We start from the raw sequence: 20,042 nt of genomic DNA, 5'->3' as shown, positions 1-20,042 counted from the left end.
CAACATTGCGATAATCGGCCAATTATAAACTGCTTCTGCTATTCTGCCATTCCCAGTGCAAGGTAAGGGCGAATGGTGGTGCCGTTTGTGAGCAACCGTTTGTAGCATCCCTCGGGCACACCAGAAATCAATTCTTGTCGAACGTGTGTAGAACCGCCAGTATTGCTCTTCGGAGGGCGATGCCGCGCCATCACCCGAACCAACCTGCACTTAGCCGCGTGATCGGGAGAGATAAAGGGCATGCCAGAGATGGGAGAGCTTTTGCGCGATGGCGTTGTGCACGACCCGTTTTTCGAAACCGTCAACGACGGCGAATGGAATGCATGCATCGGCAAACAAGGCGATGAGATCAATTATGTCGAAGGTTATATGGAAGCGGCGCAGTTGCTCGCTGACACGCTGATCGCGAAGAAACTCTATGGAAGCCGAGACACACTCGCGATGCCGATCCTTTATAACGCACGGCATGGCCTGGAGCTAGCGCTCAAATATATTCTGCGCGAACTGGTGGCGATCGGCATGGCGCGCGAGCGCGAAGGACCAATCAACCATGATGTCGAGGGTTATTGGGATCATCTGAGCGCTCAGATGATCGGCGACCTCGCCTGCAGAACCCACTTAGCCGAACTCAAACCCTTCGTCGAAAGCTTCACTCGTCACGATATCGACGGACAAGAACTGCGTTATTTCGAAAATCAGGAAGGCAAGCAAAGCCTCGAACAGCTTGCTGTCGTCAATCTGCATTTTGTGCAGGCGAGCATCGTCGAACTCCGCGATATTCTAGGGCGGCTCATGGACCGCGTATTCCGCCTCTCTCAGGAGGTTGTTGCAGGTAACAGTACGAAAGACTGCTCCCGCTCCGATCTCATCGAGATTGCGGGGATAGTCGGCGCGAAATCGACCTGGACCGAGGAGGCCTTTATTGCGCGCAGGGCAGCCACGATGGAACGGTTTGACCTTAGCAGCAACGGATTTTCCAATGCGCTCGCGGCGATAAAGGCATCGCGCGAAATTAAAGTGCTAATCGGCCTCGATACCGAATTGAGCTATCTCACATCCGAAAAGATTATGGAGATTGCCGAGATTTGGCTCAAGGTGCATCCACCGGCGCAATCGGACGAAAAGCCGCGAGTAGTCAATGCTGCTAGCGTAAGTTTCGACGAGATCATGCGATATGGCGACGATATGCGTGAGCTCAACGGCGCGGTTCTAAAAATGCTCTCGATCGAAGAGTTCGCCGAGCTACAAACCATCTTCTATATAGGCCGTGATGGACTTTTCGGCGATCAATATGCTCGTCTTCTTGATCAGACGCTAACTAGTCATCATCGCACGGAAAACCGCATCGCCCTTGTCCATCACATCTTGTCAAAGAGCAACTTCATTGCCGGCCTTGTTGCAGGCTTGCGCAAGGTCGGGCAACCAAAACTCGCGGTGGCGATTGCCGAGCTGCGCGACGCCGCCCGGCCAGAGGCTTAGGACATTGTTTACCGGCCTGCGGAGAAAATCGTCAAAATATGACGAGTTTCTTTTGACTTACAGCAACATTGAGGTGTTAATGCCCTCCGATGATCGCGCGATTCATGACGAATTGCCGTTACCAAGGGGTTATACACATGAATAAGATGGATCTTGTCAGTAGCGTCGCGGACCACAGCGGGCTTAGCAAAAACAATGCCGCCAAAGCGGTAGACGCAGTTATCGGTTCGATTACCGGTGCATTGAAGGGTGGCGGCGACGTTCGCCTTGTCGGTTTCGGTACCTTCTCGACATCCAAGCGTAAAGCTTCAACGGGGCGTAATCCGCGTACCGGCGAACCAATGCAGATTCCGGCATTTACTCAAGCGAAATTTAAAGCAGGCAAGGGCTTGAAAGACGCTGTCAACGCGTAATTCCTCCGCGAGAGGACGACCGCAGCTTTGAAGCTGTCGGTCAGCTACCGCTCCAGTTTCGCTCATTAACAAGCGATGGCGCTGCATGGTTTGGTGGCACCGATAATCGCGTATGCCTCTAAGCCAGAGACGCCTGCCAGGCTCCCATCGAACCGAGATAAATGTCGATTTTTTCAAACCCCTGACTGGAAAGCCATCCTGCAGCGACGGTCGCCCGCATGCCGCTCGCGCACATCATGGTATAGTGACGTGATCTATCGAGTTCTTTCCAGCGTTCATTCAATTCACCAACATAGATATGCTCTGAACCATCAATTGATGCCTCTCCACGTTCATCTGCATCACGGACATCGAGTAAGGTCCAATCGCCGCGATCCTCGTTCAGCCGTTTTTCAATTTCCTCCGTTTCGATCATTGGAATTTGCTCCATGATTCTCCCTGCCGCAGCAGCCGGGACGATGCCGGTATAGCCGCCGATAATATCGTCAAGGGCAATGCGAACAAGATGCTCCGTTGCTGCGGCAAGCTGGCTTTGGTCCGAACCGATCAGAAGAACGGTGTCTCCTTCACCTATGAACCATCCTGCAAATGCCGGTATCATGCCGACCGGCAAACTCAGCGAACCCGGGAAGTGACCTGAGGCGTATGCCATTGGGTCGCGGACATCCACCAGATGGGTGGGAGAATGACTTTCCATTTCTGGCAGGTTTAAAATTTTTGGCTTTGCTACGCGCGGAGCGGGATCTCCACCTTCCAGATTGAGGCGCTCCATCAACCGGAAATAGGGCGGTTGATAATGGTTCTCGTTGATTTTGATCTCGATAAATTCATCCCGGCTCTCGATTTGCAACCGGGGATTATTTCTCCGTTCATGCCCGAGTGTAGAAAACTCCCGCTCCGCCATTCCCGATCCACAAACCGACCCTGCCCCATGTGCGGGATATATTATCGCCTAGTCGCCCAGCGACAGAATTTTTTGCAGGGAATCGAAAAGAAGCCCGGCAACTTCCTGTTTGCGGTCCGGGTAGAAATCGGTTCTCCCTACGTCGCCTACAAAGAGCGCATCTCCGGTAAATACACCGACAGCGCCGTCCGAATATTCCGTGTCATAGAGAGCAAAAGCTATATGATCGTCGGTATGGCCCGGGGTTTCGATGACCTCAAGAACGAGTTGCCCGATTTCAAAGCGGTCGCCGTTACCGGCAATTTCTGCATAAACAACGTCTCCCGCAGCATTGGGTCCATGGAAGACCGGTGCATCCGTCATGCCGGAAAGAATGGGCGCACCGGATACCAGATCTTCATTGCGATGGGTCTCGAAGATATGGGTGATTTCCAAGCCTTCGGCGCGCGCTATCTCCAGATAAATATCGCAGTCTCTTCTGGGGTCAATGACGGCAGCCTTGCCTCCTGAACCGACGAGATAGGAAAGATGGGATAGAACCGGCGTCTTGATTTTTTTTAATAACATGATTGCTCCTTGCCTAAAAGAGACTACGTGCAAACTTGGTTGAAGTTCCCAATATCGCTCAGTTTCTGGCTATCGAGAACCAGGGCCGGTCTCAATGCCCGGCCCTGCATCGGTTTAACCGAACTCGATTTGCTCGGCGATGATTTCGGTGCCGCTGTGCTTCACGCCGTCTTTCTCATATTGGCTATAGTGAATACGTCCAATGACGGTGAGCTTCTTGCCCTTCTCGACATGTTTGGCGATGGTTTCAGCCAGACCGTTGAAGCAGGTGATGCGGTGCCATTCAGTATATTGTTCGGGATGGCCGTTTTCGCCGATAACTGCCTTGCCTTCTGCGCGTTTATTGATGCTTGTGGCAAGACTGAAACTTGTGACGGCGGCGCGCTGCGATGGGGTTTCCCCTACCCGGCCTGATAAAATAACGTGGTTCATATCATTTCTCCTTATGGCTTGGGACAATTCCTTCTGCCTGCCCATGAATGAGAACCGGGCGGGGGCGTCTGCACCGAGGCTTGCCGAGGGACACCGCAAAAATGGTCTGGCGCGGGCAGCGTAGCAACACGGGGCCAATTTTGTGGTTGCATGGCGTCCCCCCGCTCGGGGCTATGGGCAGGTGAGGAAGAAGGGGTTGTTTCGAACCATTTGGACGATATTGAAACCCGGTCATAGTGCAGCGGACGGGATGACGCGCCCTGCGCGCCGCCATCTTTCATGCGCTGCAGGAATACAGGCTCGCCCGAGGACATCTGGGACATTTTCGCGCTAGGACCGAACAATTGCAAGCCAAGCACCATGTGCCGCTTTTTCGAGCTGCTGTTCAAATGCGCACAGACGAGGGAGAGGGCAAGCCATTGTCACTGGTCAGGCAGAGTCCAGGAACAGCAAATTACGGTGTGCGTGCCAAACGGCAGGCCATATGATTTTTTGGTATCACCATTCTCTGTCCGCCACTCCTTCGTTCACCGACGCGCCGGCGTCCTCTTCCAGCGCAATAAATTGGAGCCCGGCCAGACCCCCTTCACCGTCAGGCTGAAGGGATGCTCCGTGCAATCTCAGCGAGATCGGACGAGAGGTTGGGTAGTGTCGAGCGGTCTAATTCAAGGACAACGCCAATGAACCCCAAGGCCCGCGCCCGGCGCGGTTCTTCATAGTCTGCGCTGCTGGTTTCAAAAACCACGGAAATGCTATTATTTCCCCGCTGCAGGGAGATGAGCCAGGGCGGATGAACCGGGCCATCAGGGGTGATGTAGTCGAACACGGGTTTCGTGGCGGTAAGGCCAATGTCTTGCCGCGCGAGCACGTGACGCGCGGTGATCAAAGCTTCGACGATGACCCGGTCGAAATCATGATCTACCGGAATGAAGCGGTGGCCGTTGTGGACAGGCTGTCCGCATGCGCGAAGCGCGCCGTAACCGCGCGCATCGGGATCCTCTCCGATAGCAACCAAAGTCAGGTCGGGCCCGCTGATTGGTTTTTCCCGCGTGCCTGGGTGGCGAAGTCGGGTTGCGAGATCGATGGTGCCGTCTGTGGTTTCGATGCTGTGTTCGTGGACCTTGCGGGCAAAGACGAGCAGATAGGCCTGCGGCTCATGGCCTTTGGGCCAGCTTTTAGCCAGTTCGCGTAGCACTGCAAATATGCGCCGCGATTCCCAATCGCGCGGATGAGTGAAGAGGACGCGGCTCAGCGGTATGCCGGGTGCAACCTCCAATCGTTCTGCGAGCTGGCGCACTGCCGCAAATTCGCTCGAAATGTCACGTTTGTCCTGTTCATTTGCTTCAATGATCGTGCGCCCGCTCAGTTCGAGCAGGCGCCACAGCAGCTTTGCAAGACGCGGAGCGCCGTGGCTTGCTGCATCGCGCGGCTCCGGCTTCTCTTCGGGATGCTGCGCCAGTGAAAGCGCGGGTGGACGCAGCACAGAAAAATAGCCTTCAGGCTGGTTGCGCGCGGGACGTTTCTGGCTGGTAATAGTGGTGAAAGCCTGTTCCCGGAAAAATGGACATTTGATTCCATGTTCAGGCCTGCTTCGCGCTGTCAGCCGCCTGAGATAATAGGTGTCGGCCCCGGTGAGCAAGGCGGGCGAGAGCATCGGTGTGGCAAGCTCGCCCTGACAGTCGCAGGCGATCCATTGCCCGTTTCTGCGGGCATGGCGCACAAGCATCAGCGCTGCTTCTTCATCGCGGTGATCGCCGCGCCCGGTGTACCAGATGCGCAATGTGTCACTAAGCGCCGGTGCGATCGGCTCTTTGCCTTTTGCGTTTTTCGCGCCTCTGGGGACCAACCACATGGCCTTGCTTAAGCTGCTGGCAGCTTGACATCAATCTTTGTTATGGTGGTCCAGTTCAGCTCCTTCCAGCGGGAAATCCGGTAGCGTGTTCCCGCCGCTGGATTGAGGAAGATCGTCCTGCGTCCCTGCCGGGAAACAAGGAAACGCCGCCCTTCGCTTCCATCGGTAAATTTGATCGATTGGGCAAAGACGATCATGTCGCCGTCCTTGGGTGGGGGCCGTTGCTTTCGGGTTGCGACCGCCCTGCAGCGGGCGCGCCACTGCAGGGCATATTCGCTGGTCGTGGGGCCGAGCATGTCAAGTATCCTTGCGGGGCATTCGGATTCGTTTGGTCCCATGGTTTCGCTCATATCCTTGTAACCGAAAACCATCCCGTCGCTGGCGCGCTTATTATATTTGACCAAGCATACCAGCGCGAACACAGTGGTCTGGCCGGTGTCGTTATTATATTGGCGGCACGCGGCATACCAGGTGCGCATCTTGATCATTGCAGAGGCCAGTATTTCGCTCTTGCCCGCATCGTTCTCGAATGTGAATTGATCTTCAAGATAGGCTTTTGGCGTTTTGTGGTATCCCAGTGAATTCATGAATAGCCATCCCATTGTTGTTCTCCTTGTTATGTGGTCGTCACGGTAAAATTGACAGGGGGCCGATGTTCACGCTATGTCCACAATCGATAAGGAATTTGATATGAACAAGGCACCGAACTGGTTGCAAAATATTGATGTGGATCTTGGTCTGATCGAAATGCGTGATTGCTGCGACGAACATTGGACATTTCGCGCGCTTGCCGGTGCTTCGGTTGGGGTTGACCCGGAGGATGCATTGTCGGCTGCATCCGAGCTTTCGCGCACAGTCAATGGTCTGATGGCAGGACAATCTGACGCCAAGACCGCACTGGCGGCCATTCTTGGCGGCCGCGGCAATGATTATCAGCGGTGCCTGTGGTATATACTGGCAGGCCGGGACCCGCTTGGCACGTCTGTTGATCTGGGCCGTCTGGTCGAACTGCTTGCAGCACGCGCACAACTGGCCCGTGAAGGAGCGGTTTTTGGCAGCGGCGTGGTGATTGCCGATGATCCTTATGTGACCGCCGATGTTGATGGCCCTCTGGGCGTGTTTTCGGGCGACTTTACGCTCGGGGCGCAATGGGCTCCCTTTGCTCAGGCCCGCTAGCCACAATAACCAGCGGCGGCACGGCGAACGCGGCACGGACAAAATGATCGGCAATCGCACGAAATGAACCAAGCCTATGGGCCAGCTGTTCGCCGATCAGAATCTGATCGTCCTCGCTGACGTCATATTCGTCAACGGCGTCATCCCCCTCTCTGGTTTCGGCTGCACCGCGATAAACGGTACGGAAGCACCCCCATACACCGGCGCACATGCCGGTCCACCGGGTGTAGGCGAGTTTGTGGGTGCGGCAGAAGGCTTCCAGTTCAGTGAACGTGCCCCAGCTAACTTCATGCGCGCTAAGCAATAATGGTTCGCCGCTCACAAGTTCCTTTAGCTCAAATGTTGGGCCGTCAAATTCGGTAGAGAGGCCTTCATCACTGATGGCGGTGAGAAGCTGGGGAAGATCGGCGGCGGCTAGCTTTCCTCCGATGGTAATTGAAGCTGAACAGCGGTCTGCCATGATAACGTCCTTTCGTTGATTGAGCGCGCGACGAATCCGTCACGGCAAGCGGCTATGATGAATTTGAAATCGCGCTTATGCGCTGGGTTTGTTGGCTTTTACGTCCGCCATTATCTGCAAATCATGCTGACTGATGTCGATGAGGTAATCAACGGCTGCCACAGTAACCAAAACTGAATATGCACCAGTATTGCTGCAATGGGAAACTTCGCAAAAGCGAAGATCGCGAACGGGAATTGGCACTCCAATGGCCTTGCAGCTTCGCTTTTGTAGGCTATAATTCTCATATATCTAACTCCTTGAGCTTTGTATCAGTCTCGATCAGCAAGGATCCTTGCGATGACGCGCTGGGTTCCGGTGTTGGCGGGTTCCGCGATAAAGGGTTGTTCCGGTTTGCCGGTTGCGGAAACCTGCATATCCTGGTTGGTCGCTTCGGCAACGCGGGTGGCGACGCGGTATGCATTCTCGAGCGTGGCAACGTGACCCGCAGTGCGCTGGTCAGCTGACACCAGAGGTCTCCGCGAGCGCGGTGAGATCATTATCGAGCATATGGGCAAGCGTCTGTTGGGATATGGTGTCACCCGTGATGACGAAATATCCTCCGCCGAAACCACCGGCGCGGGCCTTATCGCAGGTATCGGCATAAACGAACCCGAGCGGCAGCTTTTCTGGGTATAGGCGTTGGAGGCATTGTCCGAGCGCCGAGAGATTGGGCGCGCCATCGCTGTCAAAGATGGTGAGAGTACTGCTGGTTTCATTGTAAATGCACTCAATGCCGAAAATCAAGTCGTCCATAATCTCGCAGAAGTTTTGATCTGGAATCTGACTGTCGGTGCGGAATGCCTTCTCGATTTCCGGTGCCAGCATGGGTCCGTTTCCATCTTCGATGGATGCCGCGCTTGCAATGACTGAAACAAGCTGTTCCGCTTCCTCGCGTGTCACAGCGAGCTTGAACGAAATATGGGTGAAATAATTGGCCATGTTGGTCTTCCTCACATGTCATAATGGTGGATTTTGGTCGGATCGGGCTTCAGGCCGCAACAAGCTGGGGCTCGCGACCAACGATCCGGCACGGGCCTTGCTGGGCAAAACCCAAGATGAAGTTGACCGCTTCGTCAGCTTTGGATGCGGCGGTCAAGATGGCAGTTTTGTCGGACTTGAGGACCTTGAGCCAGTGCGCGAGGTAGGATGCATGATTGTCGAGTTGCGCTTCTGGTAGCCCGAGTGTTGCGCCAAGAATAGCGGCAGCAATATCCGCAACAAGTTCTTCCATGGCATAGGCTGCATCGCCGAAGCGTTTGCCAAAAGTGCGGTCAAGCCGCCGTTTTGCGCCTGTCCAATGGGCTGTCTCATGTGCCCGTACCGCAAAATAAACTTCAAAGTTGGGAAACTGGTCGATAACTGGCAAAACGATCTCATCGCGGGTGCGATTATAATAGGCCTGATTGCCATTGTGACGGACCGCCGCAGGGATTTTGGCGAATATTGCCTCTAGCCGGGGCCGGTGGATGGATTCGGGTATCTTTTGAGCCGGTTTTGGTATCGGGTAAAAATGAGCAGGAAGCCCGTCAATCTGCTCAGCATTGAAGACCGCATATTGACGAAGCAAGCGCCGCGTTTGTCCTTCATCGCCGCTACCGACTGCATTGTCATCGATGCTGTCCTGATCTGCCCTACCGTCCTTGGTGACCAGTGTCTTGTAGAAGACCGCCTGCGATGATTTCTCGCCCTTGCGAACCTGTCCCTTAAGGATGATCGCCTGCCGGTAGGTCATCCAGTAGGGCGAAATATAACCGCGTTCTTCCGCCGCCATCCAGAGGATCAATGTGTTAATCCCGCGATAGGCTGAGCCGCAATGGCGTAGCGGACGCGAGATCGGTTGCCCGGTCCAGGGTTTGACCCAGGGTTTTGTTCCCGCTTCAAGTTTTGCGATAATAGTTGCAGTAATCGTGGCTGAGATGTCGGTTTTCATGGGTATTATCCTTTGAGCGCGCGCAATTGCCCCGCTGCCGAATGACAACGGGGCAATGCATGCAGGTTTGTGGTTTTGTATTCAGGCAGCCTTTTCAGGCGTTCTCGCTGGTGGTCGAGGCCTTGCTATTGCCGTCCGCTTCACCCTCGCACCCGCTTTCTGGCTCTTCGCCGGCGGGGTGGCTATTATCCTCACCCGCTGCTCCTCCTTTGGATTCCTCGCCCTCGGCCCCGGTTTCCTCGGCCTGGTTGGGATCGAAGCGCATCGCTGCCGGTAGCCATGCAATCCCCGCTTCGCGAATTTCCGGCTCTGTGATCGCGCTGCCATCACAGAGCTTTTCGCAGGCGTCGGCCATTTCAGCGACTTTGGAGCTGGCATATTTTGCAGCCAGTACCGGTCCTCCGATGGCATCGAGCGCACGCTGCATCCCGGCTTTTCGGACACGGGCGAAGTAACCGCCTGCGCTTGGCCGCCACCATGCCGCAACATCGATGTCGAGCAGTTGACCCAGATGATCGTGGAAGGGGTTGCTGTGCTGCAGACCCTTGCCGCCAAGCGAGGCTTCCATGCTGCTAGCCATGCAGACGGCAAGCCAGGTTGCGCGGGTCTCTTCGTCGAGCTCGCGAAAGGCTTCAAAACGCTCGGCTGCCGCGGAATGCGCTGCCCATGCGGTATCGAGCTGTTTGCGAATTTCACCAAGCGCTGCGCCTGCAAGACTGTCAGGCAGATTGCCGCGTACGCTGGGATCGTTGCGCCGTGCCACCTCGAGGGAACATCCATGCTCGGAATATTTTCCGACCGCCCGGTCGGCGAGCGTGAAAATTGCGAGGTCAAGCGCGATGGCCGGATTGCTGGCGACGTGGAGTGCCAGAATATCGCGACGGGCGATCGAGAGTTCATCGGCAAGGACGCCGGAGAGACCCTGAAGTTTGGCCGCAACCTTTTTGGGATCCTTGTGGCCATCGCCATCGCCCTTTTGGCGGGCTTGCGGGACTTCCCAGTAATTGGCCTCGACACGCGGCTTACCGTCTTCGCCGATCACCATAAACTGGGTCAGAGAAGCCTTGCGTTCCTCATCAATGAGCACTTTGGTATCGCGCAGTTCTTCTTCTTCCCGCTCGAGTTTGGCGACCCGCTCGTTAATTGCATCGATCTCCTCGTCATCCATTTCGGTAGATTCGAAAAGCTGCTCTATCTGGCCATGTTCGGCTTCAATTTCGGCAATACGCGTCTCGGCTGCTTCACTCAGTGGTTCGCGGTCAAGCCGTGCCTGCGTGAGTTCCTCGCGGTCCGTCCAGGTTGAGCCTTTGGCGAGCAATGGAACAACCGTGCCGATGCCGCTTTTTTCGGCATGGATAGCTGCAGCCTCCTGCAACAACGTGCTGGCAAGGTCGATGGCAAGATCACCATCGAGCCATTCAGCAGCTTCGGCTTCGGTGAACAGGTCCCTTGCGACGCGCCCACCTGCTTTTGTATAGGCGGCTTCGCCGACGAGGAGAGCAACAGGATGTGATGCTGGAATTGATGCGCCGAGAATACGCTTGCGAATCTCGTGAGCATTGTTTTCAAGCCAGCTGCCCTTCACTTCTTCAAACACTGCAAGCTGCTTTGCCTGATCAGCGGTTGCGGCGTAGGCCTTAGCTACTTCCATCGTCATTTCGCCAACGGCGAGAATATCGAAAATGGGTTCGGCAAGTGTAGCAAGCCGGAGTCTGCCTTCGACAAAGCGGCGCGTTTGACCGAAGCGTTTGGCAACCGCATCAATGTCACCATCTGTACCCAGAAAGTGCAGAAAAGCCTGACATTCGTCGGTCGGTGTCATTTTCTCCCTGAGAAAATTCTCGGCGAGACTGGTTTCAGCTATGCCTTCGGCGCTCTCGTCACTGACCATCACTGGAATACCGTGATTTTTGGCAATCTTGCCAGATGCTGCGAGTATGTTGAGCGCGCGCAGGCGTCGGCCGCCAGCAAAAATGTCGTAAAAGCCTTTTTTCTTGGCTGTGCCGCCGATCAGGTTCTGCAGCACGCCTTTGGCTTCGATATTGGCAACGAGCCAATCCAGATTGGTTTCGGCACCGCTTTTGCGCACATTATGCAGCGAGAGCCTGAGCTTATTGAGTGGAATGATTTGAATGGTCATAGCGAAGTTCTCCAGAGCCGGATGACATTATTGCCATCCTTCAGGCCCACCATTCTCCTTCCCCCTCCCCTCCTGCCCGCGCGGGCGCGCAAGCGCCGCTGGCTATTGGGTTGCCTGCTTGGGTCACCGGTCTCGATTTAACGAACTGGCGCTGGTGTGCCGGGATTGGGGGCGTAGCCGTAATGAAAACCGGTCTATCGGTTGCACAACCTGCTCAGCTATCAAAAGAAAGCGGTGCGGCTCAGGCGACCTTGGTTCGTTCTGTCTGACTTTTCGCGCAAATCGCCTCGAGGATGGTTGCGGCCTCTGTATCCGGCATGAAAAGCCGTGTTTTATAGGCGATAATCTCGGTGAAACAGCCCCTCGACTTGTACCAGCCAAGTCGAGCGGCATGAGCGCCGATAATTTCGAGCCGCTGGGCTCCTGCCACGCGAGACGTTTTGAGCGTTAGCTGGTCTGGTCCGTTGACCGGGATCCGGGCACCGCTGCGGGCGCTTTTAATCATTGCATTGGGAGTGAGTTTGGGCGCTTCAAGACCTAGCCCTTCGCAAAGCGCGCCCAAATCACCGGCGTCGACCACGCGCCCAAGAATTGAGCGACCGTCAGCGGCTGCGATTCTCACAACCGAAAGCATCTTCGAGGGAATCTTGCGCCAAACGGGCAACAATAATCCCGTAGCGATGAACAGGGTGTCATTTTCGAGGGTATCGCGCGCTTCTTCGGCTTCAGCATTCCACAGCTTTGCAAATTGGGTATCGCGAATTTTCCGCCAGTTGCTTTCGGACAGCGCCTGGTCATCGATATGGTCGATACGTGCAGGACGGATGAGCTTGAAGCGCCGGACGGTGGTTCCATCGTCGAGCAGCGAATCGCGCTGGCTAACCATAAGCGCGACCTTGCCCGACCTATCGTTTATCATTGGCTCGGCGCTTTGGTCCCAGCTACGCCGAAAATCGATGTCATCGTGGCTGCGAACAAAGCGTTTCCGGGTGATTGCAAGCTCGGCGAGTTTGGTTGTCGCTCCGCACCGATCGGTCCGCAGTAAGCGCTCGGAGACGATTTCGAGGGTTTGAACAGCGATGGTTTCAACCCCGAGGTCGAGCGTTCCCGCTTCCCGTGCCTTTGCTACACGCTGTTCTACTAGCCCGAGAAATTCGTCGAAGACCGCGTTCTGCATGGCGATTGGCAGTGCGAGGATGCGGTTGAGCCACCGCTGGATGGGCGGCAGGTCCATACGCAGTTCACCGCCCTCGCCTTCGAGTTCAAGGCCTGTCCGCTTCTGGAAATCCTGGAACGATGCGCTTTTCAGCTTGCCGGAATGCAGCAGCCGGAACCAGGCATTGAGCGCGGACATGGCATAGTCGCTTTCCAGATTGTCAGCTGGGTCAAACAGATTTTGCCCCCCGGTCTGACGTTGCCCGCGGGTGAGCGCGCCGAGGCTGTCGAGCCTCCGAGCTATGGTCGAGATAAAGCGCCGTTCACCCCGGCAATCTGTAGTGACGGGCCGGAAAAGGGGGGAACTTGCCTGATGGGTGCGGTGGGTCCGTCCAAGCCCCTGGATAGCCGCATCAGCGCGCCAGCCCGGTTCAAGAAGAAAATGGACGCGGCGGCGCTGGTTGGGAACATCAAGACTGGCATGATAGCTGCGCCCCGTGCCGCCAGCGTCAGAGAAGATCAGTATTTGTTTACGGTCTTCCATGAAAGCATCGGTTTCTGCCGCATTGCTCCGCGCCGAACGGCGCTGAACGAGCTGGCGACCGTCGCTTGCGGTGGACAGTCTGCGGCTCCTTCCGGTAATTTCGGCCACATTGTCTTCGCCAAAGCGGGTGATAATGGCGTCGAGCGCGGAGGAGATTGGCGGCATTGCCCCTAGCTGTTCGAGGCATGCATCACGCCGTGCGATTGCGTCGGCACAGTGGACCGGGTTACCATCGTCATCTTGCATCGGTTGCGAACGCATTTCGCCTTCGAGATCGATATAGGTCTGCATTTGTCGGGTTGGGAAAGCGCGGGTGAGATAGTCAAAAAGATATTCTCTCGGACTAAGATCAATATCAAGCTCGTTTGCGGCGTCATTGTCATGGTCTGCCAGTCGCCGGTCAAGCATAGCCTCACCGGTTGAAACAAGCTGGATGACAATCGCCATCTTGTCGGCAATATGGGCTTCAATCGCAGGAAATAGGCTCGGAAGTTTCAAACTCATAAGGAGCTGCTGGAAAAACCGCTGTTTGACGCTTTCAAATCGGGAACGAGCTGCACCCTTGGCTCCCGCATTGAGTGTATCGCCCGATACAGCATCAATTACTCCGCTTTCTTCGAGCGCAGCTTCCATATTCTGGTGGATGATTGACCAGGCTTCGGCGTAACGGTCGTAGATTTCGATTTGCTCGGCGGAAAGAATATGTTCAAGCATTTCATATTCAACGCCGGCGAAGCTCAGCGCACGGGCGGTATAGAGTCCCATTGATTTGAGATCGCGCGCGACCACTTCCATCGCAGCTATGCCGCCAGCGGCAATTTCCTCAATGAACAGATCACGCGTCGGAAAGGCCGTATTGGGGCCCCAGAGGCCTAAGCGCACGGCGTAAGCGAGATTATTGACGTTCGACGCGCCGGTCGCCGAAGCATAAAGAACACGTGCAGCTGGTAATTTGTCCTGCAGGGTCACACCGGCCATTCCCTGTTCAGAACCCTTGGTCTTGCCGCGAGCGGTTTCACCGCCTGCAACGCCGCCCATTGCATGAGCTTCGTCGAAGGCGATAACACCGTCAAATTCGGGGCCGGTCCAATCGAATATTTGGGTCAGGCGACTGCTATCTTCGCGCTGTGATCGCAACGTGGCATAAGGAAGGAACAGCACCCCCTCGCTCATTGCAATGTCTGTACCCAGTGGCCAATTTTTGAGAGGCTGGATATCGGCGGCGATTCCGCCAACTGCCGTCCAATCGCGGCGGGCGTCTTCAAGCAAGGTTGCGTTCTTCGACACCCAGATATGCTTGCGTCGTCCCTGTAACCAATTGTCGAGGATAGTAGCAGCGATCTGGCGCCCCTTGCCTGCTCCCGTCCCGTCGCCAAGAAAATACCCCTTGCGGATCCGCTTTTCGATCACCTCCTCTGTGTTCTCGTCGTCAATACTACCGGCCAGCCAGTCGGCGTGGGCCTGGCCTGCATAAGCGACCGTTTCAAGCTGTGCGGCCGATAAGACCCGGTCTTTGACGACGCGCGTTGGTAGCATAGGCCGGTAATCGGGTTTGGGCGGCGCTACCGAGCCCATGGCAAGACTTTCGACAAGGGCTGTAGGATGTTCGCCGGCTTGCTCGAAGATCATCCGTGCCGGACGATACGGAAGATAGTCACCAACTTGCTCGCCTAGCGCAGCAGGTTCCTCGAGTGCGGTGTAAACAACAGGTGTGACGGCGTCTTCAACTGGCCTGTGAGCCGGAATGGGTTGCACCGGCTCTGCAGGGCGGATAAAGCCGCCGAACATTGATTTGGTTGGCGATGGGGTTCTGGTCTGTGGTTCTATCTCCCGGCGTGGCAGGGGCCTTGGCTGGTCAGTTAGCTCAGCCAAGGCCGCAATGTGAATATTATGAATCATCGGCAGATTCGGTAGCTTATCCAGAACAAGCAAGGTCGTCGCGATATTCGTCCCGTGCTTGGCAAAACAGCCTTCGGCCAACGTAAAGCGTTCGATAATCGAGGCACCCGTGATCATTTTGGCGAGACTCGCCGCGTTGCGGCCTGGACGGTCTATCCAGCTCGGCAGGATAGCGACTAGTCTTCCTCCGCTGGACAGCACTTTAAGGGCCGAATGAAGGTGTCTGAGCGCAGTGAAATGATCTTCATAACCATCGGCGTTGCGCGAGAAGGGTGGATTCATGAGGACGCTGGTGGGCGCCCTTCCCTGCCAGCGTGCGGCGATTTCGGCTCCATCGCAATTGGTTATGGCGGCGCCGGGATAAAGGCCGGTGAGCAGCGCGCGTCGGCATGCATCCAGTTCATTGAGCCTGAGCATTGCGCCGAGCCGTAATGCTTCGGTGGCAAGCAAACCGGTGCCAGCGCTTGGTTCGAGAACAAAATCCTCGGGAGTCAACGCCGCCCGCGCCTGTGCAAAAAGTGCGAGCGGTGCAGGGGTCGAAAATTGCTGTCGGCTCACTTGCAACTCGCTGCGAACGGTGTGCGTTGGAAGACCAGGATAGGTCGCAATCAAACCGGGAAGCTGCTGGCTTGCGGCCCGATTGTTCTGTTGAATATGGGCAACAATAGCGCACTCGAGCATTTCGAAGGCGTCGCGGATGGTGAATTGAACTGTGCTAGTGTCGGCTGCTGCGGCAAGATGCTTGATCAGCCTGTCTCGTGTAAGCGGCTCGTCAAGCTTTGAGGACAGGTTCACTCCGGCGGAGAGCAGGATAGACGCTTTAGGGTGGGGAATACTGTATGGGTCAATCGGCATGGAAACCTCCGGTATATCGACCAAAATTGATCACCCTCCCCTTCCCCCTCCCCTCCGGCCCGTGCGCAACCAGCGGGCGCGCTGCCTTCGAGCAGCAAAATGGTTCAAATGATGAGAAAAATAGAAGATGGACTGAATATCGGTGCAATAAATTGCTCGTGCCCCATTCAAATCATAGCGTATGCGCCGGCAGAGGGCGGTGGGGATTGGTTTATGTCATGATCGAGAGGCAAGCTTTCGCGCGTCGCATCGTTATCCTACCAGCTTGTATCCCATAAGGTAGCGCCCGCTGCTAGCTTCGGTAAAGCTGATCATCCCAAGATATTCGTTTTGCGCGCTCATAAGTGATTGCTTTGCTGGCATCATGAGCAAGATTTACCAGTATGTTTGTTTCAAATCGCGCAGGTATCGAGGGTACCAGCAGTATAGCCGAGCGCTTTTCACGGACCCACCTGTCCCCAAATTCCTTACAGATGCGTTGCGATTTACCGTCCCACCCAGAGTGGGCAGCCGTCTGGAATTTTTCATAGCAAATGCCCTTTGGAATAATGATCGTTATAAAATAAAGGTCTGGCGGCATCACTCCGTTGGCATGAACAAGTTTTTCCAATATCTGTGTTGAATAATGCTGCGAGCAATAGACGACGGGGCTGGTCCGCTTGTTCCATCTGCCGGGATAAAACCGCGATCCTTCATCACCGTAGAGCGGATGTTTGCCGTTTAGAGCACCAATCCGGTAGGCGGTGAGAATTTGGTCGGTGTGCTGAGTGCTCACACGCCGCCGCCATAAGCGGTCCGGCCCAATATGTTAATCACTGAGTCCGCTCCCGGTCCGGTTGCGAGAGCTATCTCCAAGGGTATCCTGTTGTCGAGCATAATATGCGGCTTCGACATAAATGTTCGCGCCTTTTCAATGTCACCGTATATCTCCAAGGCAAAGCTCATCACCTTGGCAACTCTGGCGAGCTTGTTGCCCTCGTCGCTCGTCAATATCTTCTTGGCCGAGTTTTTCCGCCGTGCCAGCGTCGGTTTGGGTAGGAAGCGGTATTTGAGATTGATATCTCCCGGTGCTACTATGGCTACAAGATGATCGATTGCCTCCACTGGTAGCCCTTCTTCTATGCACAGAGCGAGGCCGAGCAGGTCTTCTCCATCGGATGACATACCTAGAAGTTGTTCAATGCTATAACTTTGTGGATCCATGAAAGCTCCTTTGTCTCAATTGAGACTAAAGTAGCTATCAGTTGGTTTGCAAGCGAAATTCCACGACCACCTGAATGGCCTCAATATTAAGGCTGGCACAAACCCATCCGAAGGTTCGCAAAGGTGCGTTTATGGCCTTCTCCTGTGAATCATTAACCTATATAAATATCATTGCATGTTAGAGGGTTATAATAAGGTTATGAGGTTAAAGGCAGATTCAACCGCTGTCTTGTGCGGAAACGGGCGAGTCGCAGAATTTTACCGTTCCCAGAGTGTCGGCTATTCGTTCTCGTTGTGTCGAAGGGTTGTTCCCGGAAGGTCGATGGATCGTTCCTGAAAGATCGAATGTCGTTCCTATTGTGTCGAAACATTGACTGGAAGCTGAAATTAATCGACCGCATTGAATCACTTTGAGGCTTGCATACAGGAAAGTGCTTCAAATCGGACTTCTATCGGTTGCTATGAAAAATCTGAGTAAGCTGAACTCGACACAACGGGAACGGAACCCGATATTGGTCTGGAATTTGGCTAGTTTTGACTGCTATTTTAGCGCCTGATTTCGTGACCATGCTTCTTGTTGTGTCGGCGGACAAAGCCGATAAAAGCCCTTTGCCAGTCTACGGGCGTCCGATCTTCGCTGCCATTGACCCAGGTTTCGAAATCTGCATGTAGCCGATAAAGATCCCAGCCAGGACATTCACTGCGTAGAAGTTCGATGGTTTCATCGGTCATATAGCCGCGTGTTGCAGCTGTACTCAGTCCGGTCAAAGTCCGTTTGATCATTTTGCGCGCGTCAATAACTGGTTCGTCCGTAGCGCCCGTTTTCGTCACATGATTGCCTGATTTTGGAGCAGGAGCCGCTGGCTTGGTGCGAACTGGGTTTTCTGGAGAAGCGGCTTTGGGTGTTTCGCTCCCCTGCCCTGCTGACGCCAGTTTGACCGGTTCGTGGTCACCTTGTTTGCGCATCCGCAGTTTTGGTTCGCCGTGATCGAGATCCTCGATTATGAGATCATATCCGGGCAAGCCATTTTTCTCGGCAAGTTTCAATATTTCAAATTTGAACCGGCGATACTGGCCTTCGGCACCGGATTTTTCGAACAGCGTGGGCATCGATATTGCAAATCCAACATCCCCCGCCCCGCCCGCATGTTTGCGTGCAACTTTGTAAAGCCAGCGCTCGCGCCCGCCGGATATATCGAAATAGGCCCGGTCGATCGATAATACGCCGCCCTTCATCAAAACGCCTTCCCAGAACCAGTTTGAGAGCTCCAAGGTCATACCGCGCGAGCGTTCGGTTTTTTCATCGACGAGCTGTGTCCAGCCATCGAGCCAGCTGAATGTTGCCTCACGGCGGTTCTCCGCGCGGATATTTGTCTTAACTGTTGTGGAGACGAGGCGGTCCAGCCCCTGCCCCAGTAATTCATAAGCTCTGCCCGTGGTTGGCCTGCCAATCGCACGCAGCAGATCATATGGCATGATATGCAAGGTCCGAGGAATATCATTTTGTCCGCGCCGCGCCATATCGGCAAGAACGCTCGCGCAATAGATGAGGATATCGGCATCCCAGATCGTCGCCATGCCGTAATCTGGATTGGCAGATACATGGACCCATAGTTTCCCGTCGGGCGATTTATAGTCGATCGGCTTCATGCGTCTGGTTTTGGCAAGCGAGAAAAACGGGCGTTCCATCATCTCGCGCTGATCGCGAAAATTGAGATCGGCGATATAAGGGAGAAACAGGTCGAACTGTTCTCCCACCGCTCTCCGGCCTCTGACGCCTTTCGAGCGAGCCATCAGAAACTTTCTTCGAGGAAAGTTTTTCTGGACCGCGAATCCAGTGGCGAAAAAAACTTTCCTCGAAGAAAGTTTTCACCATCTGCGAGAAAAGGGAAGGGCAGAGCGAGTTTCATTCTACCTCTGTTTTATACTCATGGCTTGCGAGCGCCTCGCGAAAAAGCGCGACCATCTCGTCTTCGTCTGCGCCCGATGCGGCATGAACCTTGATGGTCAGTCCTTGGCGGCTAGCTGTGGTGACGGAGAGGGCAGGGCGATTGTGCCGTGAAACGCCCTCATAAAGTTTCGGGCGTTGCTTGTCAGCTTCGCCCGCAGCCATAAGCCGTGCGAGAACAACCGTTCCGCCAAGTGGGGGCTGGCCGTCCTGGGCGCGCTGACCGTTTTCCTCGGTGACACGTTCAGCGGCTCCAACTATGGATTTATGACGCCTTTCATCGGCTAGTGCCTGTGACAGCTTATAGGCCGGATTAAGTGTTAGCTCGCCTAAGTCAGCGAAAGCGGCAAGAACTATATCGGGTAATGTTGCCACTTTGAGCATCTTTGACAGCCAGCCTTCGGATAGTTTTAGCCGCTCGGCCATGCGCCGCTGTTTACCGCCATAATGCTGCCCGAGCGCAGAAGCATAATTTCGTGCGCGCTCAATCTCGCTTACATCCTTGCGGGCGCGGTTCTCAATATCGGCAAGCCGAAAGGCGGCCTCGTCATCAAGATCGGCCACCTGCGCCAGAAAGGTCATGTCAGGATAGCTGTTTGTTCGTAACCAGCTGATCGCAAAATGGCGTCTGGTTCCGGCAATCACTTCATAGTCATAGGCCGCATCATCGTTTACGCGCCGGACAATGGCCGGAACTTTTTGACCGCCCTCTGCGATGATCGTATCAATCAGGTCGCGCACATTCTCTTCATTCAGGCGCGCCTGTATTCTGGCATTGCCCTTCCATATGCGCACGCGAGCGGGATCAAGACGGAGCTGCGTAACCTGACGGACATCGCCGGAGGCAACACGGGCCAAAGCAGACTCGCGGCCCAAAAGCGCCATACCGCCGCCTCTCGCTGGCCGTCCGCTGGTTCCTGAAGGGGGCGGAGAAGGCTCTGTGGTGGCCGCTTCATCCATGCTTACCGGTTGGTCGTCGGCGAGCAAATCGGCTAAATAGTCCTTTTGTTTACCTCCCGACATCACATCTCTCCCAAGGAAAA

Annotated in this window: 18 protein-coding genes; 3 read left to right on the top strand and 15 right to left on the bottom strand. The window is 55.1% G+C overall.

The features are described from left to right. Positions 1–240: 240 nt before the first annotated feature. Together V7676_RS15365 and V7676_RS15360 are read left to right on the top strand one after the other, a co-directional pair. Positions 241–1,479 carry a hypothetical protein gene (locus V7676_RS15365; protein ID WP_335660493.1) on the top strand — a complete coding sequence of 413 codons (1,239 nt, stop codon included), beginning with the start codon at positions 241–243 and terminating at the stop codon, positions 1,477–1,479. 137 nt (positions 1,480–1,616) lie between these two features. After that, entirely contained in the window at positions 1,617–1,892 is a 276-nt protein-coding gene (locus V7676_RS15360; RefSeq protein WP_335660492.1) for an HU family DNA-binding protein, read from the top strand. Positions 1,893–2,010: 118 nt separating this feature from the next. Here V7676_RS15360 and V7676_RS15355 read toward each other — a convergent pair whose 3' ends face one another. The 5 genes from V7676_RS15355 to V7676_RS15335 form a co-directional block, all read right to left on the bottom strand. Beyond that, positions 2,011–2,796, bottom strand: a complete 786-nt coding sequence (locus tag V7676_RS15355) for a rhodanese-like domain-containing protein (RefSeq protein WP_335660491.1) — start codon at positions 2,794–2,796, stop codon at positions 2,011–2,013. Between the two features lie 48 nt (positions 2,797–2,844). Continuing rightward, complete coding sequence (locus V7676_RS15350; protein ID WP_335660490.1) at positions 2,845–3,363, bottom strand: MBL fold metallo-hydrolase; 519 nt, start codon at positions 3,361–3,363, stop codon at positions 2,845–2,847. A 114-nt stretch (positions 3,364–3,477) separates the two neighbouring features. Further along, the gene (locus V7676_RS15345; RefSeq protein ID WP_335660489.1) at positions 3,478–3,795 is read right to left on the bottom strand and encodes a single-stranded DNA-binding protein; all 318 of its coding nucleotides are present in this window, start codon (positions 3,793–3,795) and stop codon (positions 3,478–3,480) included. Between the two features lie 592 nt (positions 3,796–4,387). After that, positions 4,388–5,647, bottom strand: a complete 1,260-nt coding sequence (locus V7676_RS15340) for a hypothetical protein (RefSeq protein ID WP_335660488.1) — start codon at positions 5,645–5,647, stop codon at positions 4,388–4,390. An 8-nt stretch (positions 5,648–5,655) separates the two neighbouring features. Next, a complete protein-coding gene (locus tag V7676_RS15335) occupies positions 5,656–6,249 on the bottom strand; it encodes a DUF6927 domain-containing protein (RefSeq protein WP_335660487.1) in 594 nt (197 codons plus the stop codon). Positions 6,250–6,337: 88 nt separating this feature from the next. Here V7676_RS15335 and V7676_RS15330 point away from each other — a divergent pair, with 88 nt between their 5' ends. Beyond that, positions 6,338–6,823 (top strand): hypothetical protein, encoded by a 486-nt coding sequence (locus V7676_RS15330; RefSeq protein ID WP_335660485.1) that lies wholly within the window; start codon positions 6,338–6,340, stop codon positions 6,821–6,823. On the opposite strand, the gene V7676_RS15325 is transcribed toward V7676_RS15330, so the two are convergent. The 10 genes from V7676_RS15325 to V7676_RS15280 form a co-directional block, all read right to left on the bottom strand. Beyond that, a complete protein-coding gene (locus V7676_RS15325; RefSeq protein ID WP_335660484.1) occupies positions 6,780–7,283 on the bottom strand; it encodes a hypothetical protein in 504 nt (167 codons plus the stop codon). The two genes, V7676_RS15330 and V7676_RS15325, sit on opposite strands and share 44 nt — an antisense overlap. Positions 7,284–7,594: 311 nt before the next feature. Continuing rightward, the gene (locus V7676_RS15320; RefSeq protein ID WP_162493139.1) at positions 7,595–7,792 is read right to left on the bottom strand and encodes a hypothetical protein; all 198 of its coding nucleotides are present in this window, start codon (positions 7,790–7,792) and stop codon (positions 7,595–7,597) included. Then, positions 7,782–8,264, bottom strand: coding sequence for a hypothetical protein (locus V7676_RS15315; RefSeq protein WP_335660483.1), 483 nt, complete (start codon positions 8,262–8,264; stop codon positions 7,782–7,784). Before V7676_RS15315 ends, V7676_RS15320 begins: the two co-directional genes overlap by 11 nt. Before the next feature lie 49 nt (positions 8,265–8,313). Beyond that, a complete protein-coding gene (locus tag V7676_RS15310; protein ID WP_335660482.1) occupies positions 8,314–9,255 on the bottom strand; it encodes an ArdC family protein in 942 nt (313 codons plus the stop codon). A 94-nt stretch (positions 9,256–9,349) separates the two neighbouring features. Then, positions 9,350–11,395 (bottom strand): ParB/RepB/Spo0J family partition protein, encoded by a 2,046-nt coding sequence (locus V7676_RS15305; RefSeq protein ID WP_335660481.1) that lies wholly within the window; start codon positions 11,393–11,395, stop codon positions 9,350–9,352. A 241-nt stretch (positions 11,396–11,636) separates the two neighbouring features. Then, positions 11,637–15,848, bottom strand: a complete 4,212-nt coding sequence (locus V7676_RS15300) for a strawberry notch family protein (protein WP_335660480.1) — start codon at positions 15,846–15,848, stop codon at positions 11,637–11,639. A 292-nt stretch (positions 15,849–16,140) separates the two neighbouring features. Beyond that, positions 16,141–16,623 (bottom strand): RES family NAD+ phosphorylase, encoded by a 483-nt coding sequence (locus V7676_RS15295; protein WP_335660479.1) that lies wholly within the window; start codon positions 16,621–16,623, stop codon positions 16,141–16,143. Beyond that, positions 16,620–17,051: an antitoxin Xre/MbcA/ParS toxin-binding domain-containing protein gene (locus tag V7676_RS15290; RefSeq protein ID WP_335660478.1), complete on the bottom strand. Its 432-nt coding sequence runs from the start codon at positions 17,049–17,051 to the stop codon at positions 16,620–16,622. The genes V7676_RS15295 and V7676_RS15290 overlap by 4 nt, the downstream gene beginning before the upstream one ends. Before the next feature lie 546 nt (positions 17,052–17,597). After that, positions 17,598–18,845, bottom strand: coding sequence for a replication initiator protein A (locus tag V7676_RS15285; protein ID WP_335660476.1), 1,248 nt, complete (start codon positions 18,843–18,845; stop codon positions 17,598–17,600). A gap of 112 nt (positions 18,846–18,957) precedes the next feature. Then, on the bottom strand, positions 18,958–20,022 hold the full coding sequence (locus tag V7676_RS15280) for a ParB/RepB/Spo0J family partition protein (RefSeq protein WP_335660475.1): 1,065 nt from the start codon (positions 20,020–20,022) through the stop codon (positions 18,958–18,960). Between the last annotated feature and the right edge of the window lie 20 nt (positions 20,023–20,042).

Source organism: Parasphingorhabdus sp. (assembly GCF_036963805.1).
Classification (GTDB): domain Bacteria; phylum Pseudomonadota; class Alphaproteobacteria; order Sphingomonadales; family Sphingomonadaceae; genus Parasphingorhabdus.
Note: the sequence above shows the minus strand (reverse complement) of the source record. Positions and strands in the feature narration are given on the sequence as shown.

Excerpts from the sequence above, each read along its gene's own strand:
- V7676_RS15365 (WP_335660493.1), top strand. The coding sequence starts at position 241 with ATGCCAGAGATGGGAGAGCTTTTGCGCGATGGCGTTGTGCACGACCCG.
- V7676_RS15360 (WP_335660492.1), top strand. The coding sequence starts at position 1,617 with ATGAATAAGATGGATCTTGTCAGTAGCGTCGCGGACCACAGCGGGCTT.
- V7676_RS15355 (WP_335660491.1), bottom strand. The coding sequence starts at position 2,796 with ATGGCGGAGCGGGAGTTTTCTACACTCGGGCATGAACGGAGAAATAAT.
- V7676_RS15350 (WP_335660490.1), bottom strand. The coding sequence starts at position 3,363 with ATGTTATTAAAAAAAATCAAGACGCCGGTTCTATCCCATCTTTCCTAT.
- V7676_RS15345 (WP_335660489.1), bottom strand. The coding sequence starts at position 3,795 with ATGAACCACGTTATTTTATCAGGCCGGGTAGGGGAAACCCCATCGCAG.
- V7676_RS15340 (WP_335660488.1), bottom strand. The coding sequence starts at position 5,647 with ATGTGGTTGGTCCCCAGAGGCGCGAAAAACGCAAAAGGCAAAGAGCCG.
- V7676_RS15335 (WP_335660487.1), bottom strand. The coding sequence starts at position 6,249 with ATGGGATGGCTATTCATGAATTCACTGGGATACCACAAAACGCCAAAA.
- V7676_RS15330 (WP_335660485.1), top strand. The coding sequence starts at position 6,338 with ATGAACAAGGCACCGAACTGGTTGCAAAATATTGATGTGGATCTTGGT.
- V7676_RS15325 (WP_335660484.1), bottom strand. The coding sequence starts at position 7,283 with ATGGCAGACCGCTGTTCAGCTTCAATTACCATCGGAGGAAAGCTAGCC.
- V7676_RS15315 (WP_335660483.1), bottom strand. The coding sequence starts at position 8,264 with ATGGCCAATTATTTCACCCATATTTCGTTCAAGCTCGCTGTGACACGC.
- V7676_RS15310 (WP_335660482.1), bottom strand. The coding sequence starts at position 9,255 with ATGAAAACCGACATCTCAGCCACGATTACTGCAACTATTATCGCAAAA.
- V7676_RS15305 (WP_335660481.1), bottom strand. The coding sequence starts at position 11,395 with ATGACCATTCAAATCATTCCACTCAATAAGCTCAGGCTCTCGCTGCAT.
- V7676_RS15300 (WP_335660480.1), bottom strand. The coding sequence starts at position 15,848 with ATGCCGATTGACCCATACAGTATTCCCCACCCTAAAGCGTCTATCCTG.
- V7676_RS15290 (WP_335660478.1), bottom strand. The coding sequence starts at position 17,051 with ATGGATCCACAAAGTTATAGCATTGAACAACTTCTAGGTATGTCATCC.
- V7676_RS15285 (WP_335660476.1), bottom strand. The coding sequence starts at position 18,845 with ATGGCTCGCTCGAAAGGCGTCAGAGGCCGGAGAGCGGTGGGAGAACAG.
- V7676_RS15280 (WP_335660475.1), bottom strand. The coding sequence starts at position 20,022 with ATGTCGGGAGGTAAACAAAAGGACTATTTAGCCGATTTGCTCGCCGAC.